Annotated in this window: 16 protein-coding genes; 6 read left to right on the top strand and 10 right to left on the bottom strand. The window is 69.8% G+C overall.

The genetic code is table 11. From position 1 onward, the window contains the following. Positions 1–53 precede the first annotated feature (53 nt). Together ABC319_RS14345 and ABC319_RS14340 are read left to right on the top strand one after the other, a co-directional pair. The gene (locus ABC319_RS14345) at positions 54–332 is read left to right on the top strand and encodes a chorismate mutase (protein WP_413070877.1); all 279 of its coding nucleotides are present in this window, start codon (positions 54–56) and stop codon (positions 330–332) included. After that, positions 329–991, top strand: coding sequence for a nucleoside/nucleotide kinase family protein (locus ABC319_RS14340; protein WP_413070876.1), 663 nt, complete (start codon positions 329–331; stop codon positions 989–991). The genes ABC319_RS14345 and ABC319_RS14340 overlap by 4 nt, the downstream gene beginning before the upstream one ends. Positions 992–1,049: 58 nt before the next feature. On the opposite strand, the gene ABC319_RS14335 is transcribed toward ABC319_RS14340, so the two are convergent. Further along, positions 1,050–2,183 carry a Gfo/Idh/MocA family protein gene (locus ABC319_RS14335; RefSeq protein WP_413070875.1) on the bottom strand — a complete coding sequence of 378 codons (1,134 nt, stop codon included), beginning with the start codon at positions 2,181–2,183 and terminating at the stop codon, positions 1,050–1,052. 141 nt (positions 2,184–2,324) lie between these two features. Between ABC319_RS14335 and ABC319_RS14330 the strand changes: the two genes are divergently transcribed. After that, positions 2,325–4,133: a glycoside hydrolase family 15 protein gene (locus ABC319_RS14330; protein WP_413070874.1), complete on the top strand. Its 1,809-nt coding sequence runs from the start codon at positions 2,325–2,327 to the stop codon at positions 4,131–4,133. A 99-nt stretch (positions 4,134–4,232) separates the two neighbouring features. Next, positions 4,233–5,246, top strand: a complete 1,014-nt coding sequence (locus tag ABC319_RS14325) for a LacI family DNA-binding transcriptional regulator (protein WP_413070873.1) — start codon at positions 4,233–4,235, stop codon at positions 5,244–5,246. 25 nt (positions 5,247–5,271) lie between these two features. Here ABC319_RS14325 and ABC319_RS14320 read toward each other — a convergent pair whose 3' ends face one another. From ABC319_RS14320 to ABC319_RS14290, 7 genes are all read right to left on the bottom strand, one after another. Beyond that, positions 5,272–6,405, bottom strand: a complete 1,134-nt coding sequence (locus ABC319_RS14320) for a glycoside hydrolase family 68 protein (RefSeq protein WP_413070872.1) — start codon at positions 6,403–6,405, stop codon at positions 5,272–5,274. Positions 6,406–6,416: 11 nt separating this feature from the next. Beyond that, complete coding sequence (locus tag ABC319_RS14315) at positions 6,417–8,528, bottom strand: alpha-galactosidase (RefSeq protein ID WP_413070871.1); 2,112 nt, start codon at positions 8,526–8,528, stop codon at positions 6,417–6,419. Beyond that, the gene (locus tag ABC319_RS14310) at positions 8,525–9,868 is read right to left on the bottom strand and encodes an MFS transporter (RefSeq protein WP_413070870.1); all 1,344 of its coding nucleotides are present in this window, start codon (positions 9,866–9,868) and stop codon (positions 8,525–8,527) included. The genes ABC319_RS14315 and ABC319_RS14310 overlap by 4 nt, the downstream gene beginning before the upstream one ends. A 200-nt stretch (positions 9,869–10,068) precedes the next feature. Next, positions 10,069–10,401 (bottom strand): hypothetical protein, encoded by a 333-nt coding sequence (locus ABC319_RS14305; RefSeq protein WP_413070869.1) that lies wholly within the window; start codon positions 10,399–10,401, stop codon positions 10,069–10,071. A 310-nt stretch (positions 10,402–10,711) separates the two neighbouring features. Further along, the gene (locus ABC319_RS14300) at positions 10,712–11,818 is read right to left on the bottom strand and encodes an aspartyl protease family protein (RefSeq protein ID WP_413070868.1); all 1,107 of its coding nucleotides are present in this window, start codon (positions 11,816–11,818) and stop codon (positions 10,712–10,714) included. Positions 11,819–11,864: 46 nt separating this feature from the next. Continuing rightward, on the bottom strand, positions 11,865–12,044 hold the full coding sequence (locus tag ABC319_RS14295; RefSeq protein WP_413070867.1) for a YbdD/YjiX family protein: 180 nt from the start codon (positions 12,042–12,044) through the stop codon (positions 11,865–11,867). Beyond that, positions 12,041–14,089, bottom strand: coding sequence for a carbon starvation CstA family protein (locus tag ABC319_RS14290; protein WP_413070866.1), 2,049 nt, complete (start codon positions 14,087–14,089; stop codon positions 12,041–12,043). Before ABC319_RS14290 ends, ABC319_RS14295 begins: the two co-directional genes overlap by 4 nt. Positions 14,090–14,232: 143 nt before the next feature. Between ABC319_RS14290 and acs the strand changes: the two genes are divergently transcribed. Further along, on the top strand, positions 14,233–16,170 hold the full coding sequence (acs, locus tag ABC319_RS14285; protein ID WP_413071705.1) for an acetate--CoA ligase: 1,938 nt from the start codon (positions 14,233–14,235) through the stop codon (positions 16,168–16,170). 51 nt (positions 16,171–16,221) lie between these two features. Here the strand turns inward: acs and ABC319_RS14280 are convergent, their stop codons facing one another. Together ABC319_RS14280 and ABC319_RS14275 are read right to left on the bottom strand one after the other, a co-directional pair. Next, positions 16,222–16,503 (bottom strand): DUF3297 family protein, encoded by a 282-nt coding sequence (locus ABC319_RS14280; protein ID WP_413070865.1) that lies wholly within the window; start codon positions 16,501–16,503, stop codon positions 16,222–16,224. 78 nt (positions 16,504–16,581) lie between these two features. Then, the gene (locus ABC319_RS14275; protein WP_413070864.1) at positions 16,582–16,950 is read right to left on the bottom strand and encodes a hypothetical protein; all 369 of its coding nucleotides are present in this window, start codon (positions 16,948–16,950) and stop codon (positions 16,582–16,584) included. A 126-nt stretch (positions 16,951–17,076) separates the two neighbouring features. On the opposite strand from ABC319_RS14275, the gene ABC319_RS14270 reads away from it, so the two are divergent. Further along, the gene (locus ABC319_RS14270; RefSeq protein ID WP_413070863.1) at positions 17,077–17,472 is read left to right on the top strand and encodes an EVE domain-containing protein; all 396 of its coding nucleotides are present in this window, start codon (positions 17,077–17,079) and stop codon (positions 17,470–17,472) included. Positions 17,473–17,523 lie beyond the last annotated feature (51 nt).

The raw sequence follows: 17,523 nt of genomic DNA, 5'->3' as shown, positions 1-17,523 counted from the left end.
CCTAAGCCGGGCGGGCGCCGCAAAGGGCGGCGGAGGCGGTCAAGGAGCGATCGATGAGCGACGAGGTGCTGAACGGCTATCGCCAGTCGATCGACAATATCGACGCGGCGCTGGTGCACATGCTGGCGGAGCGGTTCAAGGTAACGCAGGCGGTCGGCCGCTACAAGGCACGGGCGGGGCTGCCGCCGGCCGATCCGGGCCGCGAGGAACGGCAGATCGCACGGCTGCGCCACCTGGCCGAGGATGCCCAGCTGGATCCCGAATTCTCCGAGAAATTCCTCCGGTTCATTATCGACGAGGTGATCCGCCACCACGCGCAGATGCAGGCGTGAGCGGGCTGCTGCTGGCGATCGAGGGCGGCGACGGCGCGGGCAAGGCGACCGCGGCGGCCGAGATCGCGGCGCAGTTGAACGCCGCCGGCCGTTCGGCGGTCGTCCTGTCCTTCCCCCGCTATGCCGAGACGCTGGGCGGGCATGTGCTGGGCGAGTATCTGGGCGGGCGCCTGCCCCATGAAGCGGGACCGCGCGCGATCGCGACGCTGTACGCGCTCGACCGGTTCGAATCGGCGGCGGTGATCGCGGCGGCGGCGGCGCGGCACGAGGTAGTGGTGTTCGACCGTTACATCGCGTCGAACATGGCGTATCAGGCGGCGCAGGTCGGCGCCGGCGAGGCGCGCGAGCTGATGGGCTGGATCGCGCGGCTGGAGGTCGAGCAGTTCGGCCTGCCGCTGCCGGACCTGTCGATCTATCTCGACACCCCGGTCGACGTCGCGCGCGGGCTGATCCTGCGCAAGCGCCGGCGCAGCTATACCGACGAGGCGCTGGACACGTACGAGGCGGACCTGACGCTGCAGACGCGAGTCCGCGCCAACTATGCCGCGATGGCGGCGGAGGGGCTGCTGGGACGCTGGGCGACGGTGTCGACGCTGGCCGATGGTGCGCTGCGCCCGCCGCGGGAGATCGCGAGCGAGGTCGTCGGGCTGGTCGGATAGCCGGCCGCCCCCGCCCGCCCCGCTGCGCCGGGAGGATGAGGGAGACCGGCCCCGACGGTCACCGCGTCGGCGAGGAGGCGCCGACCGGATCGGGCGAGGAGACGGCACGCAGCGTCTCGACCTGATCGGGATCGATCCGCCGGGTGCGGGTGAAGGGCGGCAGTTTCTGCGGCTGGCCGGTTTCCAGCGCACGGACGATCCCCTCGATCACGCGCAGATCGGCGATCCCCTCCTCCGCGTCCGGCTCGGGATCGCGGCCTTCCAGGATGCAGGCGGAGAAGTAGCGCATCTGGCCGCCGAAATGATCGGTCTGGCGGAATGCCTCATGCGTCTTCTTGTCGCTGACCGTCCGATTCTGCTCCAGCGCCGATTGCCAGCCGAAGGCGGGGCTCATGTGGATCGAGCCCTTGGTCCCGGCGATGATGTAGCTGTCGACGTCGTTGGCGAAGTACGAGACGGTGAACTGCGCCAGCCGGTTGCCGGGATAGCGCAGCGTGACCGCGACGGTGTCGTCGAAATCCTGCGGAAAGCCGGATTCGGGATGGCGCGTACCGACGGCGGCGATCACCTCGTCGGGCTCGTCGCCGAACAGGTAGCGGGTGGCGTTGATCGGATAGGGGGCCATGTCGAACAGCGGCCCCGCCTCGATCCCGTGCTTGACCCGGTGGTTGGCCGGATCGGCCATCTGGCCGAAGCACGAGGTGAAGGCGACCAGTTGGCCCAGCTCGCCGTCGCGGATGCGGGCGATCGCATCGAGGGTAGCGGGCTCGAAATGGAGGCGGTACGCGGTCATCAGCTTCGCCGACGAGGCGGCGGCGGCGGCGCGCATCGCCTCCGCCTTTTCGACCGAGACCTCCAGCGGCTTCTCGCACAGCACGCTGATCCCGGCGTTCAGCGCGGGGATGGCGAATTCGGCGTGGCGCCAGTTGGGGGTGGCCAGATACACCGCATCGATCGTGCCCGACGCCAGCAGCCGGTCGAACTCGTCATAGCTATAGGTGTCGGTCACGCCGTAGCGTTCCGCCACCGCCTGCGCCTTGTCGCGGGTGCCGCTGACCAGCGCGACCAGCGTGGAGTTGCCGGTATGCTCGATGCCCGGCAGCATCGCCGATTGCGCGATGTCGCCCAGCCCGACGACCGCGTAGCGGACCTTCTTGCCGTCGCCGAACCCGAATGCGGATGCGATGCTCATTCCCGTTACTCCAGATCTGCCGAGCGGCGACAACGCCCCACCGCCGGCTTCTCTCCATCGGCGGCGCCACGGGTACGGGCGTGGCACCGACGGCGTCCGGTGACGTTTTACCTGCATCAATCAACGATCTGGATCATCCGAGTGACTTCATCACCCCGGCAACAATGTGGCGCGAACAGGGACGAGGCGGGGTATCTGCCGCTGGAGGAATATGGCGCACTGGGGGATGGCCGGGCGGTGGCGCTGAGCGGCGCGGACGGGTCGATCGACTGGTGGTGCGTGCCCAATATCGATTCGCCGCCGCTGTTCGACCGGTTGCTGAGCGCCGACGAGGGTGGCCGCTTCGTGATCGCGCCCGCCGATCCGTACGAGGTCGAGCGTCGTTACCGCGAGGACAGCAACGTGCTGGAGACGGTGTTCACCACCGCGACCGGGCGCGCCGTGCTGACCGAATCGCTGAACAGCGGCACGGCGGGCCGCCTGCCCTGGGCGGAACTGGCGCGCCGGATCGATTGCCTGGAGGGGCAGGTGCGGTTCGCCCTGGACCTGCGGTTCGGCCGGCGGTGGGATACGGTGAGCCCGTACCTGTCGCGGGCGGGACACCACGACATCTTCCACGTCGGCAGCGTGCTGGGCCTGTTCCTGCGCAGCGACAACGTGCGGATCGACCGGATGGACGACGAGCGGATCGCCGCCACTATCCCGCTGACCGCCGGCGAGCGGGCGACGGTGGCGATCGTGGCGGGAGAGGACGAGCCGCTGGTCGTGCCGCCGATCGCCGACATCGACGCGCGCATCGACCGGTCCGATCGCGAGTGGCGGGACTGGAGCGCGCTGATCCGGCACGACGGGCCCCATCGCGGCCAGCTGATCCGCAGTGCGCTGGCGCTGAAGCTGCTGCTGTATTCGCCGACCGGCGCGATCGTGGCGGCGGCGACGACGTCGCTGCCCGAGGGGATCGGCGGCACCAAGAACTGGGACTACCGCTTCGCCTGGATCCGCGACGCCGGCTACACCATCAAGGCGTTCCTGCGGATCGGCGCCTGGGCGGAGGCGAAGGCGGCGCTGACCTGGCTGCTGAAGCGGCTGGGCGATGGCCAGCCGCAGGTCTGCTACACCGTCACCGGCGAACACGTACCGCCGCCGGAGACGCTGGACCTGCCCGGCTGGCGCGGATCGCGCCCGGTCGTGCTGGGCAACATCGCCGGCGACCAGCACCAGCACGGCATCTATGGCGACATCTTCGAGACGGCCGGGCGCTTCGTCGCGTGTGGCAACATGCTCGATTCGGCGAGTGCGGAGACGTTGTCGCACCTGGCCGACCTTTGCGCCGACACGTGGCGGCTGAAGGATGCCGGCATCTGGGAACTGCCCGAGGCGCAGCATTACACCATGTCGAAGATCAGCTGCTGGCAGGCGTTGCAGCGCGCCGTGGAGCTTGTCGATGCCGGGCAGATGCCGACGACCTGTCGCGATCGCTGGATGCGCGAGCGCGACCGCATCGCCGCGTGGATCGAGGAGCATTGCTGGTCGGAGGAGCGGGGCGCGTACCTGATGTACCCGGGCGCCGACATGCTCGATGCATCGCTGGCGCTGGCGGTGCGGTTCCGCTTCGACGGCAACGACCGGCTGGAACGCACGCTCGACGCGATCGACCGCGAGCTGGGCAAGGGCGGGTTCCATTATCGCTACACCGGGATGGACCGGGAGGAGGGCTGTTTCCTCGCCTGCACCTTCTGGATGGTCGAGGCGCGGGTGCTGCTGGGACAGGCGGAGCGGGCGGAGGCGGACTTCTCCGCGGCGATGGAGGTGCTGGGCAGCCGCGGGGTCGGCACCTATGCCGAGATGATCGACCCGGACACCCATGCCTTTCTGGGCAACACGCCGCAGGGGCTGACCCATCTGGCGATCATCCAGGCGATCGCGACGCTGGCAGGGGCCGAGCTTTAGCAGGGAGCTTAGCAAGTACCGGCGGGAAACGGGATTGTAGGACCCCATGAGGGTCGCGTTTGACGCTACGACACGCTAGTCGTTACCGCAATCATGCCGATGCCCGATCAGCCACCCCGCGTTCGTACCCTCGCTGACCTCGCGCAGCTGGCGGGGGTGTCGCCGGGTACCGTTTCGCGGGCGCTGGCCGGCAAGTCGCTGGTCAACACCGCCACGCGCGAGCGCATCGCCGCGCTGGCGGCCGAGCATGGATTTCGCCCCAACCAGATGGCGAGCAGACTGCGCACCCGCCGCACCGGCGTGATCGGCATCGTCGTGCCGCTGGGCCACGAACGGCGCCAGCACCTGTCGGACCCGTTCTTCATGACGGTGCTGGGCTTCCTGGCCGATGCGCTGACCGAGAACGGGTACGACGTGATGCTGTCGCGCGTGATCCCCGACGCCGACGACTGGCTGGAGCATATCGTCGATTCCGGCATGCTCGACGGGGTGCTGCTGATCGGCCAGTCGGACCAGCACCACGCGATCGAGCGGGTCGCCTCCCGATATCGCCCGCTGGTGGCGTGGGGCAGCCAGCTGCCCGGCCAGATCCACTGCGCGGTCGGCACCGACAACGTCGCGGGCGGGCGGCTGATGGGCGAGCGGCTGGTGGCGCAGGGATGTCGCCGGATCGCGTTCCTGGGCGAGATGAAGGCGCCGGAGATCTCGCAGCGGTGGGAAGGCGTCGCCGCCGCACTGGCCGATGCCGGCCTGCCGCCGCCGCTGCAGCTGGACACGCACCTGGCATCCGACGTGATGGAGCAGGAGATCGCGGCGCATCTGGACACGATGGGCACCGGCATCGACGGCATCGCCGCGGCATCCGACGTGATTGCCATGACCGCGATCCAGGCGCTGGCCGCGCGATCGATCCGGGTGCCGGAGGATGTCCGCGTCGTCGGGTATGACGACCTGCCCCTTGCCAGCCAGTCCATGCCGCGGATCACGACGGTGCGGCAGGATATCGCCGCGGGCGCCCGGGCGATGGTGGCGGCGCTGTTTCAGCGGGTCGGCGGGATCGATGCGCCGTCGGTGGTGATGCGCCCGGTGCTGATCGAGCGCGACTCCGCCTGAGGCCGTTCGCGCCGGCGCGGTCGGCTCAGGCGATCGCCACCCGGTCGCCATCGATCGCCAGGCGGAACCACGGCGCCGCGGTGCCGCCGAAATGTGCGCGGCGCAGCACGGGATCGTCGGTCGGATCGCTGCCCGCCAATCCCCACTGGTCGACGAAGCTGATGACGTCCAGCTCCCCCGTCACCCACCAGCAATAGGCCTGGAACGGCTCGGCCGCCGGGTTTCCCGCGACCAGACCGGTGCCGTTCGCCGGCCGCCAGGGGCCGGTGAACCGGTCCGCCACCATCGCGTAGAGCCCGGTCGGCGCGGCGGCGCCGGGCGCGAAGCGCCGTCCCTGCGTCGACCAAAACAGGTAATAGCGGCCGGCATGCATCACGATGTGCGGGCGCTCCAGCTCGCTGTTCACGCCCAGTGCCTCGACCAGCGGCGGCAGCAGCGTCCAGCCGCCACCACCGCCGCGACGCGCGACGCCGATGACGCCGTCGTGGACCTGATCGGTGTCGCCCGCCGATCCGACGAACAGCAGATATTCCGCCCCGTCCGCCGGATCGCGGAAGTAACCGGGATCGCGGAACCCCTTGATGCCGCCATTCTCCGGCTCGTCCTGCGCGGCGACGGCATAGTGGCGGCCGTCCGCCGCGACCGATTCCACCGGCTCGCTCCAGTCGCCGGTCCGCGGCGCCCCGCCGTCGACGGTGAAGCGGCCGACCGTTTCGAACAGGCGCTGCTCGAACCGCGGGCCGCCGCCGCGCCGGCCGGACGCGGTGAAGTACATGGTCAGCGTCTCGCCATCCTCCGCCAGCACCGCCGATCCCGACCATTCGCGGCTGCCGGGCGTGAAGCCGTCGGGAAAGGTCTCGCCATGGTCGCGCCAGCCGTCCGTGCCGTGGCTGGTCAGGCGGATGCGCGCGACGTCGTGGCGCATGTCCGGATCGTCGAGGCGCGGGGCCGCCAGGAAGAACCACCAGCTGCGCCCGTCGCGGATCACGGTGCGGCCGTCGGCGTCGGCGATCTGCCACATGTCCCACAGGTCCAGCCCATCGGCGATCGGCACGACGTCTGGTGCGGCGATGACGGGCAGCTGCCAGCCGCGCTGTGCGGCGATGCCGGCGACGGCGTCGGCCGACCAGTGGGTGGCGGCGATGGTGGAGGCGTGCATCGAGGTGTCCGTCATGCGGGAGTGAGGTGGAAGATGGCGGCGCTTTCCGCCTTCATCGCCGGGGTAGGCAGGCCGGCACGGGCCAGCCAGCTGCCGTCCAGCACGACGCCGTCGCCGCGCATCGCGGCGAACAGCGGCGCATCGGGCGCGGGATGGCCGGGCGTGGTCGCCAGCACCGGCAGGCGGACGCGAAGCCGCCCGGCATCGGCCAGCATCGGCAGCGTGACAGCGGGCGGGCGGCGCAGGGTGGACGGGACAACGCGGGTCAGCATCAGCAGCATCTCGCCCGCGACCTCCCCCTGCGCCTGCCAGACCAGACCGTCCGGCCCCTCCCCCAGCCAGGTGCGCCCGGCGTGCAGCACGCCCCGCCACCGCTTGTAGCGGGCGACGCCCTCGGCCAGCACCGCGGCGTCCCCGGCCGACATCGCCGCCGGATCCAGTTCGACCCCGAAATGGCCGGGCAGCGCCACGGCGGTGCGGAACGCCATGTCCTGGCGCCGGCCGGTCGCGTGCACCGGGCTGGCGCCGACATGCGCGCCCATCATCTCGGGCGGCATGAAATGGAGGAAGCCGCGCTGCATCGCGACGCGCAGCGATGCGTCGATATTGTCGCTGGTCCAGAACCGGTGCGCACGGGCGGCGATCCCGGCATCGGTCCGACCGCCGCCGCCGGCACAGGATTCGATCTCCAGCTTCGGATGCGCGGCCAGCAGCCGGTCGATCAGCGCATAGGTGCCCAGCACCTGCCGGCGATACCCCGCCCGCCCGCCCGCATCGCCGGCGGGCGCGAGATCGCGGTTATGGTCCCATTTCAGATAGGCGATCGGCAGGTCGCGCAGCAACGCGTCGATGCCGGCGAACAGGTGGTCGCGCACCTCGGCCCGGCCCATGTCGAGCACCAGCTGGTGGCGCGAGGTCGCCATCGGCACGCCCGCGACCTGCAACGCCCAGTCGGCATGCGCGCGGAACAGGTCGCTGTCGGGATTGACCATCTCGGGCTCCACCCACAGGCCGAACTCCATGCCGGCGGCGACGACATGATCGGCCAGCGGCGTCAGCCCATGGGGGTATTTGCGCGGGTCGGCCGTCCAGTCGCCCAGCGCCGCCGTGTCGTCGTCGCGGCCGCGGAACCAGCCGTCGTCGAGCACGAACCGCTCCACGCCCAGCGCCGCGGCGCGGGTCGCCAGCGCCATCAGCGCTGCCTCGTCATGGTCGAAGTAGAACCCCTCCCAGCTGTTGATGTGCACCGGCCGCGGGCGCATCCGTCCGCCCGGCCACGGCACGACCGCGCGGATGGCGGCGTGGAACGACTGGATCGCGCCGTTCAGCCCCGCCTCACCCGTCACCGCGATCATCGGCGGCGTGTCGTAGCGTTCGCCGGGCCGCAGGATCACCTCGCCCGGCGCCAGCGCCTCCCCCATCTGCAGCGTCCAGCCGCCCTCGTCGTCGCGCTCGATCGCCAGCCGGTGGTTGCCCGACCAGGCGAGCTGCGCACCGTGTACCCGGCCGGCGTGCCAGCCCGCCTCCGGCCCCTCGACGAACAGCCCCGGCGGCCCGGCATGGCCGGTCAGCCCGCGCCGGTTCTCGCGCACCCAGCCGTGGCAGGGCATCGCCTCGCGCCGGGCGACGAACTCTGCATTGTGGCGGCCGGTGAAGTGGCGGATTGCGGCGCAGTCGGCCGGCAGCGGCAGCGTGCCGGCGGCGAGCCACTCGACGGTCAGGTCGCCGGCACCCTCGTTGCGGACGCTGGCGGTGAAGCGCACGGCATCGCCCCCCGCCTCGATCCGCTGCTCCACGACGATACCCGCCGCGGCGTCGACCAGCACGACCGTGATCGCGTGGTCGTCGGCGCGCAGGTCCTGCACCGCCAGCGACTGGGCGAAGCTGTGCCCGGCACGGTGCGCGCGCAGCGCCGGCTGGCCGAACCAGCCGGTGCCGAACGCCGGCACCAGCGGCAGCGGCCGATCCTCGTCGAGCGAGAAGGACGCCGCCGGGCGCGTATCGGCGACCGGCGGCAGCGCGGCGGTATCGACCGGCCCGCCCCACCAGCGCCAGATGACGCCCGCCGCCGTCCGTTCCAAGACCAGGCTCCACCCCGCCCCATGCAGCTCGGCGACCGTCACGGCGCCGCCACCGCACCGACCGGCAGCCCGTCTGCGTTGCGCTCGCGCACCCAGAACACCGCCGCCGCCGCGCAGAACATCAGCACCCCGCACAGCGTCAGCACGCCGCGCGGATCGCCGCCCAGCAGCGGGCCGTAGATCAGCGGCAGCGTCGCCGCGAGCAGCAGCATCGGGATGACGATCATCATGTTGAAGATGCCCATGTACACCCCCGTCCGCTCCGGCGGGATCGATCCCGCCAGGATCACGTACGGGTTGCCCATGATGCTGGCCCAGCCCAGCCCGACGCCGATCGCGGGCACGAACAGCAGCGCCTTGTCGGTGATGTGCGGCAGCCACAGCATCCCCGCCCCCGCCGCGACCAGGCAGACGGCGTGCACCGTCGCCGCACCCCAGCGGCGCGCCAGCGGCACCAGCGCGAACGCCGCGACGAAGGCGACGCCGTTGTAGAACGCCGCCATCTCGCCATTGGTCAGCACCGCGGAGTGGAAGCCGGACGATGTCGGATCCGACGTGCCGTACACCGATCGCCCGATCGCGTAGATGACGTATGCCCAGTACGCCGCCATCGCATACCACTGGAACAGGCTCATCAGCGCCAGCTTGCGCATCGCCAGCGGCATGTCGCGGATCGCGCGGCCGATCTCGGCGACGGTCGATCCCAGCGACTTGGGCTGCGCGGCGATCCGCGCCCGCTCGTCCAGCGTCAGCGGCAGTTCGGGCACGCGCAGGATCGAATAGAGGATCGTGCCGAACGACAGCACCGCGCCGACCATGAACGCGATCCGCGCGGTATAGGGGATGTTGTGGCCGTCGACCCAGTCCTGGTTCATCCCCCACCAGACCAGGATCGACGGCGTCAGGAACGCCAGCATCTGCGCCAGCCCGGTGAAGGCCGACTGGGTCAGGAACCCGATCTGGTGCTGGTCCTCGTTCAGCCGGTCGGAGACATAGGCGCGGTACGGCTCCATCGTGATGTTGTTGCCGGCATCGAGGATCCACAGCATCGACACCGCCATCAGCAGCGACGACGACAGCGGCATGAAGAACAGGCCGAGCGCGCACAGCACCGCGCCGATCATGAAGTATGGCGTCCGGCGGCCCCAGCGCGAGTCGGTCCGGTCGCTCATCGCCCCGATCAGCGGCTGGACCAGCAGCCCGGTGATCGGCCCCGCCAGCTGCAGGATCGGCAACGACGCCTCCGACGCGCCCAGATAGCTGTAGATCGGGGTCATGTTCCCCTGCTGCAGCCCGAAACTGAACTGGAGGCCCAGGAACCCCAGGTTCATCTCCAGGATCCGGGCCATGCTCAGATGGGGTTTGGCCTCCGGCGCACGCATGGCAACATCCTCCTGCTCGAACGCCGTCTGCCGCGGCGGAGCATGGTTAGACCGGATTGCCGACAGGATGCAACAATCGATTGCAGAAAGGGTCGGAGCGGTCGTTGTTGCGCGAACGGGCCGGGTGGCAGGCGCCTGTCGTTGTGGTCAGGGACGACCGAGGTGTGAGTGGCTGGTGAGGGTGGACAGTCGCCGCTGCCTCACCCATCAACCCAAATGCTGAACTTGCCTGTATTAGGCGTTGCTGTCGTGGCAAGATGTGTGACGCTCCGCACGTTCAGACCGGACATCGCCACCAAAAAAAGATGTAGCATTGGCATACCGGAACAATCCGGCTGGATGTCTGCTGCTGAATTTTCTTCAGAGCACGCGACAACTACACCTGCTTCGGTATTTACGATCATCGTCAACCGATTTACTTTACGTTTATCCAAAAAGAAGCGATCGAAAATGTCGAAGGTGTTATCGGGTATAGGTGATTGCTGCTGTAACTCGTCAGCAATTTTGGCCTCCATAAGAGAGCCGTCGGACATGAGCGTGTCTTTGAACACACGCTGAAACTGGTACCTGTCTCGCTGCCACCATGCAGCGAATAGCTTCTGGACCTGTTGGTTCTGAAGACCGTTCCGGCGAGGAGAGGCGAGTACTGGGCTGCAAGCCGACGCGCCAGACGAGGCAAATACCGAGAGCACGGTGGCAAGCGCGAGTAGGCTTCTGCGGTCCATGCGGCTTGTTCGCTCGTTTTGCGAACGTCCGCCAGTGGGCGCAGGCGAACATGCAAAAAGATTCGAGGAAGCCACGCCCGCCAGTTCCCGCACAATTGAAGCGCGCCGGTAAACCCCGCTACCCGACCCGATCGCGCCCGTTCGCGGCGGTGATGCAGAGCGTGCGGGCGGGATAGTCGAAGGTGATCGCGCCCGACTGCCAGAACGGCACGCCGAGCGATCCGTCGACGACGCCGGTCTCGAACGCGGGGACGCCGGAGGTCAGGGAGACGTCCAGCTTCCTCAGGGTCGATGGGCCGATCCGCAGCTCGTCGACCCGCGCGACACTACCCTGGACCTTGCCGCCTATGCCGTGCCCGACCTGCCTGGCGACGCCGGATCGCATCATTGCCGCCCCGGCGTCGGTGCGAAGGAACGGGCCGCCGATCGTCAGCGCGGCGTGGCGGGTGCCGAGGTCGACCAGCAGCCGCAACCGCACCGGCGCGGCGCCCGGCGTGGGGCGAAGCTGTACCTCCACGATCGGGGCGTCGTCGACGATCGCGAGCGGAATGGGCGCGGCGCATTTTTCCGCGCTGCCCGAGGGGCCGAAGGTCACCCGGCGGCGCGGATAGTCGACCGTCACGGCACCGTACTTGAACGCGGGTGCGCCGATCAGGAGGTTGACGGGAAACCCCGCCGAGGCGGACAGATGCGACAGATCGACCGAATAGGCGTCCAGCTGCTCGAACCGCAACGGCCCGACGGCGAGGCTGGAAAACCGCACCGGCCGCAACGCTTGCGCGGTCGCGCCGGCACCGGCGGCATCGCCGACCGACCGGCCCTCGATCAGGCCATGGGCCCGGGCGAACGCCTGATCGACGATCGTCGCGGCCGCGCCGCTGTCCAGCACGACCTGCTGCCGCTTGCCGTCGATCGACGCCTCGATGCGGACGAGATTGTCCTGGAGCACGAACGGCACCTGCACCGGTCTGGCGGGCAGGCGCACGGGCCGGTCGCGCGGCGGCGCGGCATCGACGGACGGAGCGGGCGTCGGGGCCGGATCGGTGGTGCCGCCGGCCGCCTGCCGGTCCGGTGCCGTGGCATGGGCGACGCCGACCACCGCGATCATGCCGGTGATCGCCAGCAGCTGGGCCGGGCCATAACGCTTCTTCTGCCGTCGAATCATCGTCTCTCGCCCTTCACCGACACCCGATCGCAGATCGACCCGCCGGGCGTCGAGATCCATCGCATGGCACCGCGGCCATGTGGACGACCGCTGCGCCGGGCTGCGCTCAGCAACACCGCCCGCCGCCGCTGCCATAGCGCGCCTGCTGGCGATCGCGGAAGAAGGCCGTCCGCGTCATCGGCGTGCGATCCGGATGCCGCTCGGCCATGTGCCGGCAATAGGCGTCGTAATCGGGCATGCCGACCATCAGCCGCGCCGTCTGCGCCAGTCGCGATGCGATGCTCATTCCGCCGGCACCATATCGGCCGGGATCTCCGTCGCGGTCGCGTGCGGCGCCGCGCGCGCGGCGATGCAGGTGCGGATCGTGTAGAACAGGATCGCGACCACCACGCCCAGGAACAGCGCGCACAGCGCGGCGTCGATCCGGTCGTTCATCACGATCCGCCCCATCTCGGCCAGCGATCTGGCCGGGGCCAGTAGGTCGCCGCGCGCCACCGCGCCGGCGAAGCGGTCGGCATGAGCCAGGAACCCGATCCTGGGATCGGGGTGGAACAGCTTCATCAGCCCGGCCGTGCCGGTACACAGCACCAGCCACGCCGCCGGCACGATCGTCACCCAGGCGAACCGCTCGCGCTTCATCCGGAACAGCACCGCCGTCGCCAGCATCAGCGCGACCGCGGCGAGCATCTGGTTCGATATGCCAAACAGCGGCCACAGCGTGTTCACCCCGCCCAGCGGGTCGGTGACGCCCTGATAGAGGAAGAAGCCCCACGCCGCGACGCACAGCGCGGTGGCCGCGATCCCGGTCGCGCCCTTGCCCTCGCGGAAGCGCGGCGCGGCGAGCCCCAGCAGGTCCTGCAGCATGAACCGGCCGGCGCGGGTGCCGGCATCGACCGCGGTCAGGATGAACAGTGCCTCGAACAGGATCGCGAAATGATACCAGAACGCCTTCATCGCCGCGCCGCCGACGACGTGGCTGAAGATCTCCGCCATCGCCACGGCCAGCGTCGGCGCACCGCCGGTGCGGCTGATGATCGTCGCCTCGCCCACTTCGCGCGCGGCGTTCGCCAATGTCTGCGGCGAAACCGGGAACCCCATCGCGGTCACTGCCGCCGCCGCGCTGGCGGGATCGGTGCCCAGCACCGCGGCGGGCGCGTTCATCGCGAAATAGATGCCGGGATCGAGGATCGAGGCGGCGACCAGCGCCATGATCGCCACCGCGCTTTCCATCAGCATCGCGCCGTATCCGATGAATGGCGCATCCCCCTCGCTCGCGATCAGCTTCGGCGTCGTGCCGCTGGCGATCAGCGCGTGGAAACCGGACACCGCGCCGCAGGCGATGGTGATGAACAGGAACGGGAACAACGGCCCCGCCCATACCGGCCCCGCGCCGGTCGACGCGAACTGGGTCAGCGCCGGCATCCGGAGCGGCGGCGCCATGATCACGATGCCGATCGCCAGCGCGGCGATCGCGCCGATCTTCAGGAAGGTCGACAGATAGTCGCGCGGCGCCAGCAGCAGCCACACCGGCAGGACCGACGCGACCGCGCCATAGGCGATCAGCCCGAAACACAGCTGCACCGGGGTGAAGGTGAACAGCGGCGCCCATGTCGCGCTTTCCGCCACCGACTGGCCGAACACGATCGCCAGGATCAGGCCGACAAAGCCCAGCACCGATACCTCGCCGATCGCGCCAGGCCGGATCCAGCGGGTATAGACGCCCATCAGCATCGCCAGCGGTATCGTCGCGGCGACGGTGAACATGCCCCATGGGCTCTCCGCCAGCGCGCGCACCACGATCAGCGCCAGCACCGCCAGGATGATGACCATGATCGCGAAGGCGCCGACCAACGCGATCGTGCCGGCGACCGGCCCCATCTCCAGCCGGATCAGCTCGCCCAGCGACCGTCCGTCGCGCCGCATCGAGATGAACAGGATCATGAAGTCCTGCACCGCTCCCGCCAGCACGACCCCCGCCAGGATCCACAGCGTTCCGGGCAGATACCCCATCTGCGCGGCCAGCACCGGGCCGACCAGCGGCCCCGCCCCGGCGATGGCGGCGAAGTGATGGCCGAACAGCACCCGCCGGTCGGTCGCGACATAGTCCAGCCCGTCGGCGCGGCGTACCGCCGGCGTCGGGCGCGCCGGATCGATCCCGACGACGGCGCGTGCGATGTAGAGCCCGTAATAACGGTACGCGACCAGATAGACCGACATCGCCGCCGCGACGATCCACAGCGCGTTGATCGTCTCCCCGCGCGACGTGGCGACCACGCCCAGGCACGCGGCCCCGGCCAGTGCCAGTGCGATCCACGGCAGGTGCCTGGTCATTGCGTCCCCCTCGTTCGTCCTTTCCCCGACGGTAACAGAGCCGGCGGATGCTGTCGCGACGCATCGACCCGCTTGACGCGGCCGGTCCGCGCCGGTCCAAGGCGGACCGGCAGGGCGACGCCCGCCACGACGATGGAGAGAGCATGACCGACGCGATCTACCCCGCCACGCCCCGCGACGGCAGCATCGACGCGGCCGAATATGAGCGCCGCTACGCCGCCGCGGCGCGTGACCCGGACGGTTACTGGCGCGAGGCGGGACGCTGCCTCGACTGGATCGAGCCGTACGCGCAGGTGAAGGACACCTCGTTCGACGAGGCCGATTTCCGCATCCGCTGGTTCGCCGACGGCACGCTGAACCTGTCGGTCAACTGCCTCGACCGGCACCTCGCCACCCGCGGCGACCAGGTCGCGATCATCTGGGAGGGCGACGAGCCCGGCGAGACCGCCCATGTCACCTACCGCGACCTGTACGGGCGGGTCTGCCGCTTCGCCAACGTCCTGAAGGAGCAGGGCGTGCGCAAGGGGGACCGCGTCACGCTGTACCTGCCGATGATCGTCGAGGCGGCGGTGGCGATGCTGGCGTGCGCGCGAATCGGCGCGATCCACTCGATCGTGTTCGGCGGCTTCTCGCCCGACAGCCTGGCCAACCGGATCCAGGATTGCGACAGCCGGCTGGTGGTGACCGCCGACGAGGGATGCCGCGGCGGCAAGCGCGTGCCGCTGAAGGCGAATGTCGACAAGGCGCTGGCCCACTGTACCTCGGTCGAGCGGGTCGTGGTGGTCCGCCGCACGGGCGGCGACGTCGCGATGACGGGGGGCCGCGACATCTGGTACCACGACGCCGTCGCCGCCGCCGACGACGAGTGCGCGCCCGAGCCGATGAACGCGGAGGACCCGCTGTTCATCCTCTACACCTCCGGCTCGACGGGCAAGCCGAAGGGCGTGCTGCACACCACCGGCGGCTACGGCGTGTGGACCGCGACGACGTTCCGCGACGTGTTCGATTACCGCGAGGGCGAGATATTCTGGTGCACCGCCGATGTCGGCTGGGTCACCGGGCACAGCTATGTCGTCTATGGCCCGCTGGCCAACGGCGCGACCACGGTGATGTTCGACGGCGTGCCCAACTATCCGGATCACGGCCGCTTCTGGGAGACGGTCGACCGGCTGGGCGTCAACATCTTCTACACCGCCCCCACCGCGATCCGCGCCTTGATGCGCGAGGGCGACGGCTGGGTGACGAAGGCCGACCGCGGCTCGCTGAGGCTGCTGGGCACGGTCGGCGAGCCGATCAATCCCGAGGCGTGGGACTGGTATCACCGCGTCGTCGGGGACCGCCGCTGCCCGGTGGTCGATACCTGGTGGCAGACCGAGACGGGCGGCATCCTGATCGCCCCGCTGCCGCATGCCACCGACCTGAAGCCCGGATCGGCGACGAAGCCGCTGCCCGGCGTGCTGCCGCTGCTGGTCGATGCCGAGGGGCAGGTGCTCGACGGCGCGACCGAGGGCAATCTGTGCATCGCCGACAGCTGGCCCGGCCAGATGCGCACCGTGTGGGGCGATCACGACCGCTTCTTCCAGACCTATTTCACCACCTATCCGGGCCGCTACTTCACCGGCGACGGCTGCCGCCGCGATGCCGATGGCTATTACTGGATCACCGGCCGCGTCGACGACGTCATCAACGTGTCGGGCCACCGCATGGGCACCGCCGAGGTCGAATCGGCGCTGGTGTCGCACGCGAAGGTCGCCGAGGCGGCCGTCGTCGGCATGCCGCACGAGGTGAAGGGCCAGGGCATCTACGCCTATGTCACGCTGAACGCCGGCGAGGAGCCCTCGGACGAGCTGCGCACCGCGCTTCGCCAATGGGTACGCGGCGAGATCGGGCCGATCGCCAGCCCCGACGCGATCCAGTTCGCCCCCGCCCTGCCCAAAACGCGGTCGGGCAAGATCATGCGCCGCATGCTGCGCAAGATCGCGGAGGGCGACACCGGCAATCTGGGCGACATATCGACCCTGGCCGATCCCGCCGTGGTCGAGACGCTGGTGAAGGAACGGGTGGGCTCTACCAACCCGTGAGGCGCCGCGACTTATCGGGTGATCGCATCACCCGACGCGTCGCGGTCGCGGTCAGTCCTCGTCGGTGGTTTCCGGCGCCGCGTCGGCACCCTCTGCCGGGCGCTGGAACCATGCCTCGACCGGGCCCGACAGCTTCAGCGTCAGCGGACGGCCGCGGCGATCGACCTTCTTGCCCAGCGCGACGCGGATCCAGTTCCCGGAAATCGAATATTCCTCGACGTCCTTGCGCTCGACACCCTTGAAGCGGATGCCGATGCCGCGCTCCAGCAGTGGCTGGTTGAAGAACTCGCTGTCGGGATCGATCGAGAGGCGGTCGGGCGGCGTGTCGGTCATGCCGGCCGCTTATACGCGCCGGCCCGCACAGGCCACCAAAAAAGCGGCGCCGGACGATCGCCCGGCGCCGCCGTCCGGTCAGTTGCAGACGCGCACCGGCACCCGGCCGCCATAGTAATAGTCGCGTCGATACTCGGTCCAGCACCGCGGCCGGTAATCGTCGTAGTAATAACCATAGCCGCCGCCGCGATACACCGGCGGCGGGGGCGGCGGCGCATCATAGTAATAGCCGCGATCGTAATAGCGCGGACGGTTGCTCGACGCGATCGCCGCGCCGACGCCCAGTCCGACGATGCCGCCCAGGATCGCGCCCGCCGCCGCATCGCCGCCAGCGCCGCGATAATAATGGCGTCCGCGCCACCGCTGGGCATCCGCCGGTGCCGCTGCCGTCAGGGCCGTCGCCGCGAGTGCGACACCGAGCCCCGCCTTCTTCATCAACCCGTTCATCTCTAACCTCCTACCAGATACGCCGGTCGGCCTTGAGTGAAACGCATGAGGGTGCGACCGTGTTTCTTCGCGTAGCGCCCGTCCGCTGAACACCGGCGGAATGCGCCATTTAAGGAAGGTTCAGCCATGGCCCGCTGGTTGGTGAAGACCGAGCCCGACAGCTACTCCTTCGCCGACCTGCAACGGGACGGCGGCACCGAGTGGGACGGCGTGCGCAACCACGCCGCCGCGAAGCACCTGCGGGGCATGGCGGTCGGCGACGACGTGCTGGTCTATCACAGCGGCGCGGAGAAGGCGGCCGTCGGGATCGCCCGCGTGACCCGCGCGGCGCGGCCGGACGGCGACGAGGGCTGGGTCTCGGTCGCGCTCGCCGCGGTCGCGCCGCTGCCTGCACCGGTGACGCTGGCCGCGATGAAGGCAGAACCGGCGCTCGCCGGCATGGCGATGATCCGCCAATCGCGACTGTCGGTGTCGCCGGTCGACGATGCCGAATGGGCCGCGATACTGACGCTGGCCGGATAGCCGCCGGCCCTCGGCGCCCGCGAACGGGACGTTCGCCGCTCACCCTTTTTC

The organism is Sphingomonas phoenicis (genome assembly GCF_047238005.1).
GTDB lineage: Bacteria > Pseudomonadota > Alphaproteobacteria > Sphingomonadales > Sphingomonadaceae > Sphingomonas.
This window is presented reverse-complemented; position numbering and strand designations above follow the sequence as displayed.